18 protein-coding genes, 1 tRNA gene and 1 pseudogene are annotated in these 19,261 nt (G+C 69.0%); 6 read left to right on the forward strand and 14 right to left on the reverse strand.

All coding sequences use genetic code 11. The features are described from left to right. Window positions 1-43: 43 nt before the first annotated feature. Together A4R43_RS14975 and polA are read right to left on the reverse strand one after the other, a co-directional pair. Window positions 44-487, reverse strand: a complete 444-nt coding sequence (locus tag A4R43_RS14975) for a helix-turn-helix domain-containing protein (protein WP_113692898.1) — start codon at window positions 485-487, stop codon at window positions 44-46. Window positions 488-637: 150 nt separating this feature from the next. After that, window positions 638-3,352 carry a DNA polymerase I gene (polA, locus tag A4R43_RS14980; protein WP_113692899.1) on the reverse strand — a complete coding sequence of 905 codons (2,715 nt, stop codon included), beginning with the start codon at window positions 3,350-3,352 and terminating at the stop codon, window positions 638-640. Between the two features lie 78 nt (window positions 3,353-3,430). Here polA and A4R43_RS14985 point away from each other — a divergent pair, with 78 nt between their 5' ends. Both A4R43_RS14985 and A4R43_RS14990 read left to right on the forward strand, forming a co-directional pair. Continuing rightward, on the forward strand, window positions 3,431-3,835 hold the full coding sequence (locus tag A4R43_RS14985) for a PaaI family thioesterase (protein ID WP_113697608.1): 405 nt from the start codon (window positions 3,431-3,433) through the stop codon (window positions 3,833-3,835). Window positions 3,836-3,854: 19 nt separating this feature from the next. Continuing rightward, window positions 3,855-4,808 (forward strand): LysR family transcriptional regulator, encoded by a 954-nt coding sequence (locus A4R43_RS14990; RefSeq protein ID WP_113692900.1) that lies wholly within the window; start codon window positions 3,855-3,857, stop codon window positions 4,806-4,808. Here the strand turns inward: A4R43_RS14990 and A4R43_RS14995 are convergent. From A4R43_RS14995 to A4R43_RS15025, 7 genes are all read right to left on the reverse strand, one after another. Continuing rightward, window positions 4,792-5,577, reverse strand: a complete 786-nt coding sequence (locus A4R43_RS14995; RefSeq protein ID WP_113692901.1) for an alpha/beta hydrolase family protein — start codon at window positions 5,575-5,577, stop codon at window positions 4,792-4,794. The two genes, A4R43_RS14990 and A4R43_RS14995, sit on opposite strands and share 17 nt — an antisense overlap. A 322-nt stretch (window positions 5,578-5,899) precedes the next feature. Then, complete coding sequence (locus tag A4R43_RS15000; RefSeq protein ID WP_113692902.1) at window positions 5,900-6,613, reverse strand: ABC transporter ATP-binding protein; 714 nt, start codon at window positions 6,611-6,613, stop codon at window positions 5,900-5,902. Further along, window positions 6,600-7,565: an ABC transporter ATP-binding protein gene (locus tag A4R43_RS15005; protein ID WP_113692903.1), complete on the reverse strand. Its 966-nt coding sequence runs from the start codon at window positions 7,563-7,565 to the stop codon at window positions 6,600-6,602. Before A4R43_RS15005 ends, A4R43_RS15000 begins: the two co-directional genes overlap by 14 nt. Then, complete coding sequence (locus A4R43_RS15010; RefSeq protein ID WP_113692904.1) at window positions 7,565-8,689, reverse strand: branched-chain amino acid ABC transporter permease; 1,125 nt, start codon at window positions 8,687-8,689, stop codon at window positions 7,565-7,567. The genes A4R43_RS15005 and A4R43_RS15010 overlap by 1 nt, the downstream gene beginning before the upstream one ends. After that, complete coding sequence (locus tag A4R43_RS15015; RefSeq protein ID WP_113697609.1) at window positions 8,686-9,693, reverse strand: branched-chain amino acid ABC transporter permease; 1,008 nt, start codon at window positions 9,691-9,693, stop codon at window positions 8,686-8,688. Before A4R43_RS15015 ends, A4R43_RS15010 begins: the two co-directional genes overlap by 4 nt. 102 nt (window positions 9,694-9,795) lie before the next feature. Next, window positions 9,796-10,977 carry a branched-chain amino acid ABC transporter substrate-binding protein gene (locus A4R43_RS15020; RefSeq protein WP_113697610.1) on the reverse strand — a complete coding sequence of 394 codons (1,182 nt, stop codon included), beginning with the start codon at window positions 10,975-10,977 and terminating at the stop codon, window positions 9,796-9,798. A 274-nt stretch (window positions 10,978-11,251) separates the two neighbouring features. Continuing rightward, window positions 11,252-11,863 carry an ANTAR domain-containing response regulator gene (locus A4R43_RS15025; RefSeq protein ID WP_113692905.1) on the reverse strand — a complete coding sequence of 204 codons (612 nt, stop codon included), beginning with the start codon at window positions 11,861-11,863 and terminating at the stop codon, window positions 11,252-11,254. A 220-nt stretch (window positions 11,864-12,083) separates the two neighbouring features. Here A4R43_RS15025 and A4R43_RS15030 point away from each other — a divergent pair. Both A4R43_RS15030 and A4R43_RS43280 read left to right on the forward strand, forming a co-directional pair. Then, window positions 12,084-12,157 (forward strand) — tRNA-Leu (locus tag A4R43_RS15030). Window positions 12,158-12,391: 234 nt separating this feature from the next. Next, window positions 12,392-12,961 carry a hypothetical protein gene (locus A4R43_RS43280; protein WP_205215338.1) on the forward strand — a complete coding sequence of 190 codons (570 nt, stop codon included), beginning with the start codon at window positions 12,392-12,394 and terminating at the stop codon, window positions 12,959-12,961. A 66-nt stretch (window positions 12,962-13,027) separates the two neighbouring features. Here A4R43_RS43280 and A4R43_RS44760 read toward each other — a convergent pair. From A4R43_RS44760 to A4R43_RS15050, 5 genes and pseudogenes are all read right to left on the reverse strand, one after another. Continuing rightward, window positions 13,028-13,957, reverse strand: a pseudogene (locus tag A4R43_RS44760) (recombinase family protein); the annotation flags it as partial. Window positions 13,958-14,046: 89 nt separating this feature from the next. Next, window positions 14,047-14,193, reverse strand: a complete 147-nt coding sequence (locus tag A4R43_RS43995) for a hypothetical protein (RefSeq protein ID WP_236809015.1) — start codon at window positions 14,191-14,193, stop codon at window positions 14,047-14,049. Window positions 14,194-14,490: 297 nt separating this feature from the next. Beyond that, window positions 14,491-15,663, reverse strand: a complete 1,173-nt coding sequence (locus tag A4R43_RS15040; RefSeq protein WP_113692906.1) for a DNA-methyltransferase — start codon at window positions 15,661-15,663, stop codon at window positions 14,491-14,493. 45 nt (window positions 15,664-15,708) lie between these two features. Beyond that, complete coding sequence (locus A4R43_RS15045) at window positions 15,709-16,608, reverse strand: DNA methyltransferase (RefSeq protein WP_113692907.1); 900 nt, start codon at window positions 16,606-16,608, stop codon at window positions 15,709-15,711. Beyond that, window positions 16,601-17,476, reverse strand: a complete 876-nt coding sequence (locus A4R43_RS15050) for a hypothetical protein (RefSeq protein WP_113692908.1) — start codon at window positions 17,474-17,476, stop codon at window positions 16,601-16,603. The genes A4R43_RS15045 and A4R43_RS15050 overlap by 8 nt, the downstream gene beginning before the upstream one ends. A 342-nt stretch (window positions 17,477-17,818) precedes the next feature. Between A4R43_RS15050 and A4R43_RS15055 the strand changes: the two genes are divergently transcribed. Together A4R43_RS15055 and A4R43_RS15060 are read left to right on the forward strand one after the other, a co-directional pair. Further along, complete coding sequence (locus A4R43_RS15055) at window positions 17,819-18,841, forward strand: hypothetical protein (RefSeq protein ID WP_236809017.1); 1,023 nt, start codon at window positions 17,819-17,821, stop codon at window positions 18,839-18,841. A gap of 95 nt (window positions 18,842-18,936) precedes the next feature. Continuing rightward, complete coding sequence (locus tag A4R43_RS15060; RefSeq protein WP_113692909.1) at window positions 18,937-19,257, forward strand: pilin; 321 nt, start codon at window positions 18,937-18,939, stop codon at window positions 19,255-19,257. Window positions 19,258-19,261: the final 4 nt, after the last annotated feature.

A 19,261-nucleotide genomic window follows, 5' to 3' on the forward strand; every position in this document is an offset into this window, starting at 1 on the left:
CGCGCACTGGCCCGAACGCTAGCCGCGTCCGCGCCCGGATGGCTTATCCGGAAGTGACGTCCTTTCCGGACTCGTCGCGGTTCCCGCCGAACCCGGCCGGCCTGGTCCACATCATCAGGTAACAACCGGGAACCGGCGGCGGTGCGTGCTCGCGCGTACGCGCGCGGTAGGCCGTCGGGCTTTCCCCGGTGATTTCGGTGAAGCGACGGCTGAATGTGCCGAGGCTCGAATAGCCGACCAGGTGGCACACCTCCGTCACGGTCAGGTTCACCGAGCGGAGCAGATCCTGCGCCCGCTCGATCCTTCGCCGCGCCAGGTACGCACCGGGCGTCTCCCCGAAGGCCGCGGCGAAGGTGCGGATGAAGTGCTCGCGGGACCAGCCCGCCACCCGGGCGAGCTGGTCCACGTCGAGCTGCTCGGCGTAACGCGCGTCGATGCGGTCCTTCGCCCGGCGAAGGTGCCCTATCGCATCAGCGCGCCCGGTCACAGCTCGCACCTCCTGTCCACTGAACCGCCCGCGAGGTCGCGCCGATCTCCGGAGTGGGCCGCGACGGGCCGCCCAGCGGCACGGCGTGGTCCGCTCCGGAGATCGGCTCAACAGCGACCTCGCCGCCACGCCGGAGGCGTGGCCAAAATTTCAGTGCGCTGCATCGTTCCAGGAGCGGCCGTAGCCGACCGAGACCTCGAGCGGCACCGCGAGTTCGTAGGCGGCGCCCATTTCCTTGCGCACCAACGCTTCCAGCTCGTCGTGCTCGCCGTCGGCGACTTCCAGCACGAGTTCGTCGTGCACCTGGAGCAGCACCCGGCTGCGCAGCTTGGCCTCGGTCAGGCCGCGGTGCACGTTGAGCATGGCGACCTTGATGATGTCCGCCGCGCTGCCCTGGATCGGCGCGTTGAGCGCCATCCGCTCGGCCATCTCGCGCCGCTGCCGGTTGTCGCTGTTCAGGTCGGGCAGGTAACGGCGGCGGCCGAAGATGGTCTCGGTGTAGCCGACCTTGCCCGCCTCCACCACCACCGACTGCAGGTAGTCGCGCACCCCGCCGAACCCGGCGAAGTAGTCGTCCATCAGGCCCCGCGCCTCCTCGGTGGAGATCCGCAGCTGCGCGGACAGCCCGTACGCCGACAACCCGTACGCCAGGCCGTAGTTCATCGCCTTGATCTTGGCCCGCTGCGCGCCGGTGACCTCGCCCGGCTCCACTCCGAACACCTTCGCCGCGGTGGCCGCGTGGAAGTCGAACCCGGACTGGAAGGACTCGATCAGCGCCGCGTCCTCGGACAGGTGCGCCATGATCCGCATCTCGATCTGGCTGTAGTCCGCGGTCATCAGGTCGGTGTAGCCCTCGCCGACCACGAAGGCGTCGCGGATGCGGCGGCCCTCCTCGGTGCGGATCGGGATGTTCTGCAGGTTCGGCTCGGTGGACGACAGCCGCCCGGTGGCCGCGATGGTCTGGTACAGCGTGGTGTGGATGCGGCGGTCGTCCGCGATGGACTTGATCAGCCCCTCCACCGTGGTGCGCAGCCGGGTGGCGTCGCGGTGCTCGAGCAGGTGCTGCAGGAACGGGTGCTCGGTCTTCTCGAACAGCGTCTGCAGCGCGTCCGCGTCGGTGGTGTAACCGGTCTTGGTGCGCTTGGTCTTCGGCATCTGCAGCTCGTCGAACAGCACCACCTGCAACTGCTTCGGCGAACCGAGGTTGATCTGCTTGCCGATCACCTCGTAGGCGGCGTCGGCGGCCTGGTGCACGCGGTTCGCGTAGTGCGCCTCCAGCTCGGTGAGCTGCTCGACGTCGACCGCGATGCCCGCCGCTTCCAGCTCGTTGATCACCTCGAACAGCGGCAGCTCGATCTCGTCGAGCAGCTTGGTGCCGTTCATCTTGCCGAGTTCCTCGTGCAGCGCGCCGGCCAGCTCGGAGATCGCCCGCGCGCGCACCAGCTCGGCCTGCACGATCTTGGCGTCGGCGCCTTCTTCGCCGTCGAGCAGCGAAAGCTGGCCGTCACCCTCACCGGCGTCCGAACGCAGCTCGCGGCTGAGGTAGCGCAGGGTCAGGTCGTCCAGCTCGAACGAGCGCTGCCCCGGCCGGACCAGGTAGGCCGCCAGCTCGGTGTCGGTGCGCAGCCCGGCCAGCCGCCAGCCACGCGCGCGCAGGCCGTGCACGGCCACCTTCAGCGCGTGCCCGCACTTGCCCGCCTTCTCGTCGGCGAGCCAGGCCACCAGCGTCTTCTCGTCGGTTTCGTCCAGAGTGGACAGATCGACGTAGGCACCGGCCCCGTCCTCGGCGGCGAACGCGATGGACTGCACGTCGGCGCTGACCGAGGCGCCGGTGGTGCGGAAGGACAGCCCGGTGGTGGTGCCAGCGGCCGCGTGCTCGGCGAGCCAGCCGCCGATCTGGCCCGGCTCCAGCGCGGCACCGGTGACGTCGAAGCCCTCGTCGGCCTCCGGCTCGGCACTGGACAGCGTGGCGAACAGCCTGTCCCGCAGCACGCGGAACTCCAGCTCGTCGAACAGCCGGTGCACCGCGTCGCGGTCCCACGGCTTGAGCTCCAGCTCCGGCGGGGTGGTCTCCAGCGGCACCTCGCGCACCAGCTCGGTGAGCTGGCGGTTCAGCGCGACCGAGCTGAGGTGCGCGCGCAGCGCGTCCCCGGCCTTGCCCTTGACCTCGTCCACCCGGTCGATCAGCTCGTCGAGCGAACCGAACTGCTGGATCCACTTGGTCGCCGTCTTCTCCCCCACGCCGGGGATGCCGGGCAGGTTGTCCGACGGGTCCCCGCGCAGCGCGGCGAAGTCCGGGTACTGGGCCGGGCTGAGGCCGTACTTGTCCGCCACCGCCGCCGGGTCGAAGCGCACCAGGTCCGAGACGCCCTTGCGCGGGTAGAGCACGGTGACCGAGTCGGTGACCAGCTGCAGGGCGTCGCGGTCGCCGGTGCAGATGAGCACCTGGTAACCGAGCGCCTCCGACTGCGTGGTCAGCGTGGCGATGATGTCGTCGGCTTCGTAGTTCTCCTTGGTCAGGATCGGGATGCCGAGCACCCCCAGCACGTCCTTGACCAGCGCGACCTGCCCCTTGAAGTCGTCCGGGGTGGCCGAGCGGCCCGCCTTGTACTCGGCGTAGGCCTCCGAGCGGAAGGTCTGGCGCGACAGGTCGAACGCCACCGCGAGATGGGTGGGCTGCTCGTCGCGCAGCAGGTTGATCAGCATCGAGGTGAACCCGAACACCGCGTTGGTGACCTGGCCGGTGGTGGTGCGGAACCGGTCGGCGGGTACCGCGAAGAAGGCGCGGTACGCCATCGAGTGCCCGTCGATGAGCAACAGGCGGGGTGTGTCGTTCGCTACTTGGGTGTTCTCGGCTGGGCTCACGGGAGCGAGTCTAGGGTGATACCCCGACACTCTAAGGAGGCACGGGTGCCCGACCAGGGGGCGGCGATCACCGCCGAGATGTTCCAGATCGATCCGCGCTGGGCGCAGCAGCAGCTCAACGACAAGGTCGGCATGAAGCTGCTGGAAGTGACCACCGAGCGCGTGGTCGGCACGATCCCCGTCGAGGGCAACCTGCAGCCGTACGGCCTGCTGCACGGCGGTGCCAACGCGGTGCTCGCCGAGGCGCTGGGCTCGACGCTGGCGGCGGTCAACGCCGGGCCGGACCGCGCCGCGGTCGGGCTCGAGCTGTCGTGCACCCACCACCGCGGCGTGCGGGAGGGCCTGGTCACCGGGGTGGCGACGCCGCTGCACGTCGGCCGCAGCACGATCACCGTGGAGATCGTGCTGACCGACGACGCGGGCAAGCGCACCTGCACGGCCCGGCTGACCTGCGCGGTACGGGACCGCCCGCCGGGCTCCTGAAGCACTAGATTCCCAGGTCATGGACCTCGATCTGGGTCAGGTGCGCGCGTTCGTCGCGGTCGCCGAGCACCAGAACTTCACCCGCGCCGCGCAGAGCCTGTTCCTCACCCAGCAGGCGCTGTCCAAGCGCATCGGCAAGCTGGAGGCCGCGCTGCCCGGCGCGTTGTTCCGGCGCACCAACCGCGGGGTCGAGCTGACCGACGCCGGTCACCGGTTCCTGCCGCTGGCCCGCGAGCTGGTCAAGCTGAACGACGAGGCGGTGCTCGCGGCGACCGGCGAGCTGCCCCGGCTGCGGGTCGATGTGATCGACCACCGCCTGTCCCCGCTTTTTGTGCTGCGCCGGTGCGCGATGGCCGACCCGGAGTTGCGGGTCGAGCGCAGCACCCGCGGCGGGCTGGTGCACAGCTTCGAGCCGTTGCTGGCCGGTGACCTCGACCTGGCTTTCGGCTGGGCCGGTGCGCCGGGACAGGACCCGCCGTCCGGGCTGGCGCACCGGCTGGTCCGCCTGGAACCGCTGGTCGCGCTGCTGCCCCCGGAGCACCGGCTCGCCGCCGGCGACGCGGTCCACGTCGAGGACCTGCGGGACGAAGGGGTCTGGCTGCCGTCGCTGGCCGGCCCCGGCGAGTTCCGCGCCTTCCTGCGTGCCGGTTTTGGTGCCTGGTCGGTGCCGGTCGACGACTCCGGCGTCAGCTTCGACCTGCGGCACACCCTGGAGCAGACCCGCTACGGCAGGCCTCGCGTGACGCTGGCCGGTGCCGACATGGAGCTGGCCGCCGATCTGAACCTGCGCCGCCTGCCGTTCGCGCCGTCACCGCTCTACCCGTGGTCGGTGGTGTGGCGCCGGGGCGGTGAGCCGCCAGCCCTGGTCCGGCTGCTCAAGCTGCTGAGCCTGCTCAGCCGGAAGGAGGGCTGGTGCTCCTACGACCCGGAGCGGGACTGGCTGCCCGAAGGGACGCTCACCGGCGGGCGCTGAACCACGCGGTGAACTCGGCGTCGACCGCGGCCGCGTGCTCGTTCGGCGTGCCGTCCTCCTCGGCCAGCGTGTGCGCCATGCCCGGCACGGTGACCAGCTTCGACCGGTCGCCGAGCGCCCGGTGCAGCGCGGCCGACGGCTCCCGGAACGCCACGTCGTCGGCCTCACCGACCACCAGCAGCAGGTCCGCGCCCAGCTCGCCGGCTCGGCTCACGTAGTCGTAGTGGTCGGCGACCGCGCGCGACCGATCGGTCCACGGGTAGGTCATGCCGTAGAAGCGTTCGTTGCGGCCGACCGCGGGCGCCAGCTGCGGCACCGGGCTGACCACCGCGGCCGCCGCGATCGGCACCTCGGCGCGGGCCAGCACCTCCAGCGCCACGGTCGACCCGGCCGAACCACCGGCCACGCCGACCGGGCCGTCCGCGATGGCGAACCGCTCCCGCAACGCGGCGACCGCGGCCGGGAACTCGTCGGCGGCCTGCCCGGTCACCGGCTCCATCACGTTGAGCACGTAGTCCTCGCCGGCCAGGCGGAAGAACTCGTCGAACCCGCCTTCGGGCAGCCTGGCGCCCGACATCGGGAGTCCGAAGTAGACACGCCAGGCGTCGAGCCCGCGCATCGGCACCGCGTCGGCCATCGCCGCCTCCGAGGCGGGCGGCTCCATCAGGTGCCAGGTGACCACGAGCGGCGCGGGCCCGTCACCGGCGGGCGGCAGCGCCACAAACGGCACGCCGGCGGCCGTGCCCTGGATCGCGTTCGAGGTCGTCATCGCTGGTTTCTCCTTCGCTGTTTTCCTTGCTGTGTCTAGGAAACAGCCTGGGGAGCCAGCGGTCCAACAGCCTTTCCCGCACCCACCACAACCACCGGTTGTAGCGGGTGCGCGACGGAGCAAGGCCATGTCACGAATGTGGCTTTCGAGACGCCCAACGTCTCGAAAGCCACATTCGTGACATCGGACGCGCTCAGCCGCCGCGCTGCAGGAGCCCGGTGAGCCCCCGCGCCCGGGCGTTCGTACCCCCGAACGCAATGAATGTGGCTTTCATAGCGCCTGGCGCTATGAAAGCCACATTCATTGCACTGCGCGAGGGGCGTCAGCCCACCCCGAGGTAGGCCTCCTTGATCGACGGGTCGGCCAGCAGCTCCTGGCCGGTGCCGGTCTTGGTGATCTGCCCGGTCTCCAGCACGTACGCGCGGTGCGCGCGCGACAGCGCCTGCTGGGCGTTCTGCTCCACCAGCAGCACCGTGGTGCCCTGGTTGTTGATCTCGGTGATGATCCGGAAGATCTGCTGGATGAACTGCGGGGCCAGCCCCATCGACGGTTCGTCCAGCAGCAGCAGCTTCGGCTTGGCCATCAGCGCGCGCCCGATCGCGAGCATCTGCTGCTCGCCACCGGACATCGTGCCGCCGACCTGCGTCCGCCGCTCCGCCAGCCGCGGGAACAGCTCGAAGACCCGGTCCAGGTCCGGCTGCAGGTTCTTCCGGTCCTTGCGGGCGTAGGCGCCCATGTCCAGGTTCTCCATCACCGTCATGCCGGGGAAGATCCCCCGGCCCTCCGGCGCCTGCGAGATGCCGCGCACCACCCGGAGGTCGGCCCGCAGCTTGGTGATGTCCTCACCGGCGAAGGAGATCGACCCGGCCGACAGCGGCCGGATCCCGGAGATGGCGCGCATGGTGGTGGACTTGCCCGCCCCGTTCGCGCCGATGAGGGTGACGATCTCCCCTTCGGCCACGGTCAGGGTCAGCTCGGACACCGCCTTGATCCGTCCGTAGTGGACGGACACTCCGGAGAGCTCAAGCAACGTCATCGTCTGGCACCCCCAGATACGCCGCGATCACCGCGGGGTTGTCCCTGATCTCGGCGGGGCTGCCGTCCGCGATCTTCTTGCCGAACTCCAGCACCACGATCCGGTCGGTGACGCCCATGACCAGCTTCATGTCGTGCTCGATGAGCAGCACCGTGTACCCGTCATCGCGGATCTTCTTGATCAACCCCATGAGCTCTTCCTTCTCCTGGGGGTTGAACCCGGCGGCGGGCTCGTCGAGGCACAGCAGCTTCGGCTCGGTGGCCAGCGCCCTGGCGATCTCCAGGCGGCGCTGGTAGCCGTAGGGCAGGTTCCTCGCCTTGTCCGCGGCTCGGTCGGCGATGCCGACGAACTCCAGCAGCGCCATCGCCCGGTCGACCGCCTCCCGCTCCTCCTTGAAGTGGCGGGGCAGGCGCAGCAGCGCGCCGAGCACGCTGGTGCGGTGCCGGGCGTCGGTGCCGACCACCACGTTCTCCAGCGCGGTCATCTCGCCGAAGAGCCGGATGTTCTGGAAGGTCCTGGCGATCCCGAGCTGGGTGATGCCGTGCTTGGAGACCTTGCCCAGCGGCTTGTCCTCCAGCAGCACCTGGCCCGAGGTCGGCCGGTAGACCCCCGTCATGGCGTTGAAGCAGGTTGTCTTGCCCGCCCCGTTCGGCCCGATCAGCCCGAGGATCTCCCCGCGCTTGATGCCGAACGAGACGCTGTCCAGCGCCACCAGGCCGCCGAACCGCACGGTCAGCTCGCGCAGTTCGAGCAGCGTCTCACCGACCTCGACCGCGATCTCGCGGTCCGGCGCGACGACCTCGGCGACCTCCGCGTCGTGCGCGGCGCGCTCCTCGGCCGTCATGTGCGCCAGCTCGGCGACGATGCCGCCTTCGGCGACCACCTCCGGGCCGGCGTCGCCGTTGCGTGGTGCCGCGGGCGGGGGGTCGAACGGATTCTCCGGTGTGGTCATCAGCGCGCCCCTCCGTTCTTCTCGACCACCAGCGCGGTGTCGCTGGAGACCTGTTCACCCTTGCCCAGCAGGCGTTGATAAGCCTGCCTGCCGTAGGTCAGCAGGCGCTGGCGCGCGCCGAGCAGGCCCTGCGGCCGGAAGATCATCAGCACGATCAGCGCGATGCCGAAGATCAGGAACTTGTACTCGGCGATCACCAGGAAGCGCAGCGGCACGTAGGCCACCACCACCGCGCCGAGGATCACGCCGACCTTGTTGCCCGAGCCGCCGAGGATGACCGCGGCCAGGAACAGCATCGAGGTGACCACGTCGAACTTCTGGTTGTTCACGAAGCCGATCTGCCCGGCGTAGAGCGCGCCCGAGAGCCCGCCGATCGCCGCGCCGATGACGAACGCCCAGATCTTGAACTTGAAGGTGTTCACGCCCATGATCGACGCCGCGTCCTCGTCGTCGCGGATGGCGATCCAGGCGCGGCCGACGCGGCTGCGCTCCAGGTTCCCGACCAGGAACAGCACCGCGATGATCACCGTGACGGTCAGCCAGTACCACGGTGTGCCGTCGGTGTTGTTGAACAACGCGCTGCCGTCGTCGTTGGTCCCCGGTGGGTGCCCGACCTGCTGGAAGCCGGACTGGCCGCGCAGCGGGTCCACGTTGTCGGCGACCAGCCGGACGATCTCACCGAAGCCCAGCGTCACGATCGCCAGGTAGTCACCGCGTAGTCGCAGTGTCGGTGTGCCGAGGATGATGCCGAAGACCATGGTGATCGCCATGGCCAGTGGGATCACCGCCAGGAACGGCAGCTTCTGCAGCGGCGAGTCCGGGCTGGTGAACAACGCGGCCACGTACGCGCCGATGGCGAAGAAGCCGATGTAGCCGAGGTCCAGCAGGCCCGCCTGGCCGACCACCACGTTCAGGCCGATGGCGACCAGCGCGTAGCGGGCCACCTCGAACATCGCGATCTGGAAGTCGAACCCCGGCTCGGTGGAGATGATCGGCGGGTTCAGCACCGGCAGCGCGTAGATCAGCACCACCACCGGGATGAGCACCAGCCACTGCTGCGGCCGGGAGAGATTGCTCCACCACTCGCCAAGCGAGCGGCGGCTTGCGGTGTCTGGCGTCGTCATACCCGTGCCTTCCCGAGAGACTCACCGAGGATGCCGGTGGGACGGAACATCAGGATCAGCACCAGCAGCACGAACGCGACCACGTCACGCCACTCACCGCCGAACAGGGACTGCCCGTAGTTCTCGGCCAGCCCGAGCAGCAGGCCGCCGAGCAGCGCGCCACGCAGGTTGCCGATGCCGCCGAGCACGGCGGCGGTGAACGCCTTGATCCCGAGCAGGAAGCCGCCCTGGTAGGACGCCCCCTGGGGGTTCTTCATCATGTACAGCAGCGCCGCGGCGCCGGCCAGCAGGCCACCGATGAGGAACGTGATCACGATGACGCGTTCCTTGTTCACGCCCATCAGCGTGGCGGTGTCCGGGTCCTGCGCGACCGCGCGGATGCCGCGGCCGAGGCGGCTGCGGTTCACGAACATGTTGATGCCGACCATCATCAGCACCGAGGCCACCACGATGATCAGGGTGATGTTGGTGACGCTGGCGTCACCGATGCTGAAGACCTCCTGCGGGCGCAGCAGCCGGATCGCCTGCTCGGCGTTGCCGCCGCGCCAGATGAACAGCAGCTGCTGGAGCACGAAGGAGGCACCGATCGCGGTGATCAGGAAGACCAGCCGCGGCGCGCCCTTCTTCCGCAGCGGCCGGTAGGCGACCCTTTCCAGGGCCACCGCCGTGCCGCCGGATATCGCCATCGCGGCGACCAGCGCCAGCAGGAGGAAGCCGATCAGCTCCATCACCGGCAGGTCCGGGGTGGCACCGGGGCGGAAGCCGAGTCCGTAGAAGACGAACCAGGTGGCGTAGGCGCCGTAGATGAACACCTCGGAGTGCGCGAAGTTGATCAGCTTCAGCACCCCGTAGACCAGGGTGTAGCCGAGCGCGACGAGCGCGTAGATGCTGCCCTGTGACAGCCCCTCGACGGTGCTGTTCCAGAACTGGCTGCCGAGCGCCTCGAGGTCGAACTTGATCCAGCTGTCCTCTTGTGCGAGGAACAGCGGTAGTGCGTGGTTTATGGACACACTCGTTCTCCATGTGGTTCCGGGGTGTGCCCGCGACGGGATCTAACCGTCGCGCGCACACCCCGGTTACAAAATCGATTTGCCGAGAGCGGCTCTTTACTTGATCTCGGTGTTCCGGACGATCTTTCCGTTCTCGACCTTGTAGGTCCACACGGTGGTGGCGGCCAGCTCACCGGTCGGGTCCCACTTGAACTTCTTGGTCAGGCCCTGGCCGTCGTAGTTCTTCACGTAGTCCAGCAGGCCGGCGCGGTCGGTCTTGCCGGAGTCGATCCCCTTCAGCAGGATCGTGGCGATGTCGTAGCCCTCCGGCGAGTAGGTACCCGGGTCCTTGCCCGAGAGCGCCTTGTACGCGTTGGTGAACTCGGTGAACTGGTCGGCGGGCACGCACGGGCAGGTGAAGTACGCGCTGGCGGCGGCGTCACCGGCACCCTTGACGAACTCGTCGTCCTTCACGCCGTCCGGCGCGACGAACTTGGCGGTCACGCCGGCGTCGGCGAGCTGCTGCGCGAACGGCGCGGCCTCACGGTAGTAACCGGCGTAGAACACGGCCTGCGGGTCGGCGCCCTTGACCGCGTTCACCGTGGCGGCGAAGTCGATCTGCTTGGACTTGACCTTCTCGTTGCAGGTGACCTTCGCGCCCAGCGCGCCCTTGATGGCGTTGGCCAGGCCGATGCCGTACTCCGAGTCGTCCTCGACGACGCAGACCTTCTCGGCCTTCAGCTCGTTGGTGATGAAGGTGGCCGCGGCGGGACCCTGGGTGTTGTCGTTGCCGAGGCCGCGGAAGAAGGTCTTCCAGCCGTTCTGGGACAGGCCGGGGCCGGTGGCCGACGGGGTGATCGAGACCAGGCCGGCGTCGTTGAAGATGTTGCCGGCGGCCTTCGACTCACCGGAGAACGGCAGGCCGACCACACCGAGGATCTGCGGCGTGTTCACCATCTGGGTGACGATGCCGGGCGCCTTGTCCGGGGTGCCCTCGGTCTCGAACTCCTTGAGCTCGACCTTGCAGCCCGGGTTGGCTTCGTTGTGCCGGTTCACCGCGACCTTGACACCGTTGAGGATGTTCTGGCCAAGGGCGGCGTTCTCGCCGTTGATGGTTCCGGCGTATGCGATCGACGTGCCGGCGGGGCAGGTGGCCTTGCCGTCGCCCTTGGGGTCGGCCGCGTCGGCGGCCTGGGCGGGAGCGCTGGCCTGCGGGGCGGTGGGGGTGTCCCCGTTGGACCCGCTGTCCGTACGCGCCGAACACGCGCCCAGGGCCAGCGATGCGGTCGCTGCCAGCACCAAAACCCGCGTGAGTCGTGCTCTTGACACTCGTTCCTCCAAATGCCGACGAACCACCTTGAACGGTTGTCCGTCCCTGGACCTGACTGGGCGCTGAACCTAGTCGCCCCTCGCCGCGTTGCACAGCGTCACAAAGCTTGTTGTTTCCACATCGTGACGGTGGTCACCGGCGTTAACGGAGGCTTTATACCCGATCATCGGGTTGCAACGAACGAGTGGTAACCACAAGTGACAATTTGCCCAGTCATGGCCCGGAGGCAGCGGTCAGCCTTGGTCAGCCAATCCCCCGAACGACGGCTTCCGCAACCGCCTTCATCGTGGTCCGGCGGTCCATCGCGGTCCGCTGGATCCAGCGGAAGGCGTCCGGCTCGGACAAGCCCTGTTCACTCATCAGGAGGCCCTTGGCCCGATCGATCACCTTGCGTGTTTCCAGCCGGTCGGTCAGCCCGGCCACCTCGGACTCCAGCGCCTGCAGTTCGGCGAACCGGCTGACGGCGAGTTCGATGGCCGGGACGAGGTCCCGCTTGGCGAAGGGCTTGACCAGGTAGGCCATGGTCCCGGCGTCACGGGCCCGCTCGACCAGGTCGCGCTGGCTGAACGCGGTCAGGATGACCACCGGCGCCACGCGGTCCCCGGTGATCTTCGAGGCGGCTTCGATGCCGTCCAGCTTGGGCATCTTGACGTCGAGGATGACCAGGTCGGGCTTGAGTTCGGTGGCCAGTTTGATGGCCTCCTCGCCGTCGCCGGCCTGGCCGACGACCTCGTAGCCCTCCTCGCGGAGCATCTCGACGAGGTCGAGGCGGATCAGGGCCTCGTCCTCGGCGACGAGCACCCGACGCTGTGGGGCGGTGGCGACGCCGTTGGCCTCGGCAGCCGGTTCGGTCACCGGTGTCCTCCTGCTAGCTCGAAGGGGTGGAAGGCGCGGCTTGCCGCGGACCCCGAGCCTACCGGGAGCGGAACCGATTGAGAGATGGCGTTCACCACGTGTGTGGCCAGGTCACACACGTTTAACACGGTTTACCGCGAGAGGCGGTTTCACCCCATCGGCCCCACTGGTAACCCTGTTGCGCTGCTCAGCCCCCGATCCCGTAAAGTCTGGCGGCGCCGCCCCCGTAGCCCAATCGGCAGAGGCAGCGGACTCAAAATCCGTCCAGTGTGCGTTCGAGTCGCACCGGGGGCACGTACAGGATGCACACAGGCTTTGACCTGCGCTTTTGCCGCATTCGGCAACCTCTTCCGAGGGCTCCTCCCCCATCGCCCGGCCGATCTCAGCCACCGCCTTCGCCATCTCGCCGGGCAAGGTGACCTGCAGCGTCGCTTCGTCCGTGGCGTAGTGCACCTGGATGGTGAGCTGTGTCAGGTCGAACAGGCGGTCAAGTAGCTCGCTGGGCGCGCGGTCCAGATTGATCGCCAGGTGCGGCAGCGTGTCGAGAAGACCGAGCTGACCGGCACTGGGCCGATCCGGCTCCTGACCCTCCTGGCGGTCCAGGTCCGCGATGGCCTCCAGCAGAGCCTGGCGTTCGGTGTTCAGCTCGTTGTACCGCTGCCGCAGACCTTGAGTGAACGGATCGGCAGGGTCGGCGTCCTCGGCCTGCCGGAGGATGTTGTCCAGCTTCCGGGTGATGTCGGCGAGCTTGCGCTGCAGCCGCTGCCGCTTCTCGGCTCGCTCGCGCTGGGCGCTCTCGTCCACCTCGTCCAGCTCGGAGACGAACAGGTTCATCCGATCGGGGCCGAAGACGCGTTCGGCGAAGAAGCGGCTGACCTCGGTCATGATCAAGTCTTCGCGCAGGTAGATCGTGGCGGGGTGCCTGGCGTACTTGTCCGGCCGTCCGCGGTTGTTGTTCTGAGGGTGACAGCGGTAGTAGGTGATCCCGTGCCGCGGGTTGCCGATCATCCGGCGGCCGCAGTCGCACAGCACCCGCCGCCGAAACCGGTACGTACGCTTCGCCCGCGGGTCCTTCTTCAACCCTGCACCGTCGCGTGAGCCCGTCCGCTCCTCGCTCATGGCGTTGATCGCGTCGAACATCCACTTCGGGATCAGCGGTTCATGCGCCGGCTCGACCGACCACACCCACATCTGCGGCGGATTCGGCTTGTTACGCCCGCCCTGGCTGCGCCGAGCGCGCCGGTTGTAGACCTGGTAGCCGGTGTACTTCGGGTTGCTCAACATCGACGCGACGCTGGACTTCGACCACGCGTGCCGGGCCCGTGACTTGTTCGGCGGTTCCGGCGGCGGGTACTTCTCCAGGTCCTCGTTCAGCTTCTCGGCGATCGTGTCGAACCCGAGCTTCAGGTGGTAACGCCACTTCGCGGCCAGCGTGACCGTCGCCGCTTTGGCCCAGTCGGGCTCAAGGCGCGACTTGGTCAGCCCCTTCTCCGCCTTGACCGGGTTCGGGTGCCGGATCTTCTTCGCCTTGTAGCCGTGCGTGGGCTTGCCGATGTTGTAGCCCTCACGGACGTGCGTGCAGGTGCCGCCCCAGGACAACTCCAGCATGTTCAGCACTTCATACTCGGCCACCGACTGGTTGATCCGCCGTTGCAGGATCTGCTGCGCGCGCCCACCGGAGAGCATGATCGGTTCGTTCGCGGCGAGCATCGGCACCTCGAACCGCTCCAGCTCGCGTTCGACCGACAGGCTCTCGTACATCTTGCGCGCGGTCCGCGACATCGACTCGCAGATCACCACGTCGAACCGGCGATCCGGTCGCTTCGCCTCTTCCAGCAGATCCGCGATTCCGCCATCCCGCGCGATCGGGACATCGAACCGCTCGTAGTCGCTGCCCCGGCCACGTTGTCCGAGCTCCATGCGCCCGGACTCGACGTCGTAGAAGTGGCACACGATCACCCACGACTCCGGCAACGCGACCTTCGAGCGCTCCAGCTGACGCAACAGCGACTGCCGCGGGTCTTGATGCTCCTCGGTCGACGTCCGCCCCACCCACGCGACCCGGACTTCCTTGGCATGCAAAGCCAGTGGCATCCCGAACGGCGACACGGCCAGATCGCTCAAACCGCCGCGTCCGAAGCGCGAATTCAGCGCCGGAGCGGGCGGATTCGACTCACTGATCGTCACGCAGCCCAGCTCCCCTCGTCGTCCCCCGCCGTCGCGATGTCCTCGTTCGCCCAACGCAGAAGGTCGCAGAGGACGGCGGCAAGTTCGCGGCGCAGCCATTCAGCTTCGTCCCCGGTCACACTGCGAACCTCGGTGTCGAACATCCACTTGGAATCATGCGCCTGGGCATCCGCATGTCCAGCCCTGGTGAATTGCAGAACAACTCCAACGCCGTCACCGCTCGAACCCGGGGAAGTCTGAGTCCCCTCGGGTCCTTCAGCTCCAGTCGCCGCAGTTCGTGGCACAACTTCCCCTTCACGCTCAGGCACGAGACTGACCCACCCGGGTCGGCCGCATTCGCCGCTTCGCGGACCTGCCTCCCTCGGCGGGCGAGGTGGGCCTGAAATCGTAACTTCGATCAACGGGAAACGGAGGCCCCGATCGGGTGGGCCTCGGGCAGCTCAGGCCGCCGCGCCTTCGCTCGCCGGATCCAGGCCGAGCCGGCGCAAGCCGATGTCGTGGAATTCAGGGTTGAGGTCGATGCCGATGTAGGAGCGGCCGAGTTGGCGGGCGGCGATGCCGGTGGTGGCGGCGCCGCTGAACGGGTCGAGCACGGTGCCGCCATCCGGGCAGCTGGCGGTGATGCACCGGTGTGGGAGGTCGATGGGAAATGCGGCGAAGTGCGCTTCGCGCAGGGGGCGGGTGGCAATTGACCACACGTCGCCGGGGTTCTTGCCGTGCGGGTGGCCGGTGGTGTGCCGGGTTCCGGTGGGTCGCATCGCCTGGCCGTGTGGTCGGCTGGCGAATGGTTCGGCGTGGTCGTATTTGCCGTAGATGCTGCGTCCGCGGCGTCGTTCGGTTGCCCCGATTCCACCGTCGCGGCCCTTGTTCTGGCCGCCGATGACGATGCCCTCGCCAAGGGCTTCTGGTCGGGCCAGTGGTTCCCGGATGGCGTCGAGGTTGAAGAAGTAGCGCTGCTGTGTGGTGAGCAGGAAGACCATCTCGTATCGGTTGGACAGCCGGTCGCGGACGGATTCGGGCATGGCGTTGGGTTTGTGCCAGACGATGGCGTTGCGCAGGATCCAGCCGTCGGCCTGTAGCGCGAAAGCCACGCGCCAGGGCATGCCGACGAGGTTCTTCCGAGGCAGCGACCGTGTGCGGCGGACGTCGGCGCGGCGTACGGATTCGCGGAGCGGAGCGGCCGCGCCGCGGCCGGACAGGGTGCTGGCGCGCATCGGCTCGGCGGCCTTTCCTGGTGGTTCAGCGGAGTAGGAATCGCCGAGGTTCAGCCAGACCGTGCCGGTGTCGGCCAGGACTCGGGCCAGCTCGCTGAACACGGCGAGCAGCCGGTCGATGTAGTCCTGCGGTGTGGGTTCCAGACCGTGTTGCTGGTCCTCGCGGCGGGCTCCGCAACGGTGGCACCGCTGCCGGTTGAGGTGGCGTTGGGCTGGAACCTGGTGTGCGCAAGTCGGGTCGCCGCCGGTCCAGCGGCCGGTGCCGTAGTCGCGCAGGCCCCAGTAGGGCGGGCTGGTGACGACGCAGTCCACCGAGCGTTCGGGCAACCTGGCCATGACCGTGGTGGCGTCGCCGGTGTAGAGCGTGATGCCGTGGTTGTGGAAGTAGGGCTGGGGCATCGGGACCTTCTTGACGTGGCTGATCGAAGGGGGGTGCGGGCAGGTCTAGGCCGCGGTCAATTCCGGCTTCGCTGTTTGAGCCCGTCTGGTCTTCCTCGTCCCTGCGGGCACGGGTGGCATTGGCTGGGTCAGCGCCGGATCGGCGGCTTCGGGGTCGGCGCGGAAGACGAGTGCGGTGTGGTGCGCCGGAAGTGCGACAGGGTGGCCGCGAGCGTGTTCGGCCCGGGTGGCGGCGCGTCGTTCGTCGAGGGTGGCCCGGGTGTACACGCGTCCACTTCGGATTTGGGCGGTGAGGGCGAGACAACGTGCCGCCGGTGCAAGCCCTACAGCGGTGGCGGCGTCGGTGATCGGGCTGGTGATGTCGAGGAGGTCGTGCTGGGTGGGGTGCCGGCGCGGTGAGCAGGTGAGGACCAGGTGGCCGCCGGGGCGGAGGAGCGGCCGGTACTGCACCAGCAGGGTCTCGAGCCGGTCCAGCGAGTCGGTGACGTCGTCGGCGACGGGGTGCAGCGTGGTCAGCATGAGGTCGATGCGCCCGGTCAGCCCGGCTGTTGCCGCGGCCGCGGCTGTGCTGGGACGACGGTCGAGAACAAGGACCATGCCGTCGGTGAAGGCGCCGCGGGCTTTGGTGGCGGTGACGTTGGCGCGGGCGAGGCGCCACCATCGGCGCTGGCGGGTCAGTCCGATCGCGTGTCGTCCGGCGCGCAGTGCTTCGACGATGGTGGTTCCGGCGCCGCAGTCGGGGTCGAGCACGATGCCGCCGGGCGGGGTGAACGCCGTGATGGCGTGGCGGGCGATGGCCGGCGGCATGAGGGCGAGGTCGGTGCTGGTGGCGGTGTGGTAGCCGCCGTCGTTGAGCTGGGTCGCCAGGCTGGTGTGGCCGGTCGGCCAGACCGAGGTCAGCGCCGGTGCACCGGCCGACGGGGTGTGCGGGTCGAGGTCAGGCATCCGGGTTCTCCGTCTGCTCGTCGGCCTCGCTGGCGGCGGGGCGGGTGAACAGGAGGAGGTCGTGGTGCACCCGGCGCACGGGCCCCGTGTCCGGTCGCGACGGGTGAGCGGCGGGTGCGGGCAGTGGAGCGTCGAGCACGGCGATGTGGTCGGCGAGCCGGAGGCCATGCTCACCCAGCGTGTTCACGATCGCGGGCTGTGGATCGAGCAGTCGCTGGTCCGCGAGGTCGCTGTGCGTGACGACGGCAACGAGTCCGCGCTGGGTGAGCAGACTGGTCCAGTCGGTGCGGGCGAGCCAGTCGGTGGCGTGCGGTTCGACCGCGGTGATCGTCAGCGCGAAGGCGCCCTCGGGCCGGTGCCCGCTGCCGTGGTGGTGGCGCACGGGGTCGGTGTTCGGGTCAGCCGAGCCGTGCTCTGCGGGCTGGTGGAGTCGGCGTCCGGACACCGACTCGGCCAGCGTGGCGTCGGCGTGGTTTGGCGGGTCGGCCGGTGCCGGTTCGGCTGTCGCGGTGTCGGTGCTGCGGCCCAGCCGGGTGATCGTCCAGACCGCCTCGGTGAGACCGCTGTAAGGGTGAGCGGACCGCCGTGGCCCCGGCGTGCCAGCTGGTGGTGTGAGCAGGAGGACGCGGTCGCCGGGGCGGGTGTAGGTGGTGACGAGGGTGATGATCGTGCGCGCGAGCCAGCCGGCGAGCCGGGCGGTGCCGGGGAGCGGTTCGGCATCCGCGAAGGGCCACAGGGTTGCCGGGCGAAGCGCGCGGTTGGCGGCGGCGCGACGCCAGCTCTGTGCCGCGGGCAGTGGCCCGTGGATGCGGCGGTGCAGCGTTCGGGCGGCGCGCTGTCGGGGTTCGCGGTGCGGCGGTGAAGTCATCGGCGGCCTTCTTCGCGGTGTGGTCGGCGTGGTTCGCCAAAGTCATCCCAAGAGGCGCTTTCGGCGACTGCTTTTCGACACCGCGCCGCGTATCTGCCGACAGGTTCGCACCCGTTCCCGACGGTCACCAGGACAGCGGACCGAGCGGTTTTTTTGCCCGCTTCGTTTCGTCTGCATCGACTGCTACTAACGCCCGCTTAAATCGCCAGCTCACGCGGGAGAGGGCAGCTCGCGCCTGCGCCCGCCAGCACGTCCTACTAAGAAGATCATCTTTGTTCTTTTCTTGTTGCCGTTCTGGCGTCCTGCCGTGGTCGATCAGCACGACCGCCACGGGAGCAAGAAATGACGAAGGACAACACAACTACTTCCTCTGTTCGCCACGATCACGAAGGGCATGTTTGGCTGCCGCTGGACACGGTGCGCGATACCTTCCAGTGGCTGGTGACCGGGCCGGAACCGATGGCGGTGCCTGGTGCGCGTTTCGCCGGGTTGCCGCGGCGGCCGGTGCCGCTGGACGAGCTGCGGGACCGGTTGATGAGCAAGCAGTGCCCGGCTCGTACGCGCGATGACGTGTGGGCGTATCTGGTGCTGCGCTCGCGTGCGTTCGGCGGCGCGTGGACGGTTGCGTGTGCGGGCATGGCGTTGCCGTCGCTGGCCGGGAGCGCGCGGTGGCTGGCCGCCCGCTACCGCGGTGATCGCGCGGACGTTCACGCGGCCGTGCTCGCGGGGTTTGTCCAGGCGCTGGCGAGGGTGGATCTGGCTGATCCCGGCATCGTCGTCCGGTTGCATTTCGCCGCGCGCCGCGCCGGACAGGCCGCGCTGGAGGAGTCCCTCGACGCCCCGTTGCCGGTGGCGTCGGGCTATCACTCCGCCCTGCCGCGACCGCCCTACGGGCACCCCGACTTGGTGCTCGCGCAGGCAGTCGGTGAGCAGATCCTGACCCCCGTCGAAGCGGAGTTGATCTCGGCCACCCGGCTCGGTGACACGTCGATGACCGACTGGGCACGACGCCGCGGCACCGCGCTCACGACCGCGTACAAGGCGCGGTCGCGGGCTGAAGACCGACTCGTCGCCTGGCTGCGCGAGCGATCCACCGACACCGACTCCGAGGACCCCGTCGCCGAGGCCGCGCTCGCGGGATTGGCCGCCAGCACCGCCGACGAACCCGCCGGCGAACAGGACTCGTCGTCACGCGCGGTGAGCGGACGTCTGCGCAACGGCCGACCGGCCAGCCGGGAGAGGCGTTCACGCTCGGTGTCGAAAAACAGCGGCGGTTCCGGCCTCTTGGGGTGCGGGGAGAACCGACCCGGTTCTTCGCGCACCGCCGAGCACGAGCCGACTTCGGAGGGGCGCCGATGCGCGTGACACCCCACCCCCACACCCCCGATCCCGCGGCGGGGAAAACACCACCGCCGCCCTCTCGAACTGCTGCTGGTTCGGTTCGCCGAGTCGTCGGCCGGATGGCCGCCGCGGCCCTGCTCGGCGCGCTTGTGCTGAGCACCGCGACCGCCGACTCGGCACAGGGGGCCACGCAGGTTGTGGCGCTCGCGCAGACGGTCACGGAGGTCTTCGACAACATCCGCAACTGGCTGGTCGGGATCCTGGCAGGGCTGGCGACGGTGTTCCTGACCGTCGGCGGGGTCCGCTACCTGATGGCCGGGGGCGACCCCGGCGAAGTCGAGAAGGCGAAGCAAGCCTTCAAGTCGGCTGGGTGGGGGTACGGGCTGGCGGCGTTGGCGCCGCTCGTGGTCGAGATCCTGCGCGGGATTGTCGGGGCCTGACGCC

This window comes from Amycolatopsis albispora (genome assembly GCF_003312875.1).
GTDB classification, from domain to species: domain Bacteria; phylum Actinomycetota; class Actinomycetes; order Mycobacteriales; family Pseudonocardiaceae; genus Amycolatopsis; species Amycolatopsis albispora.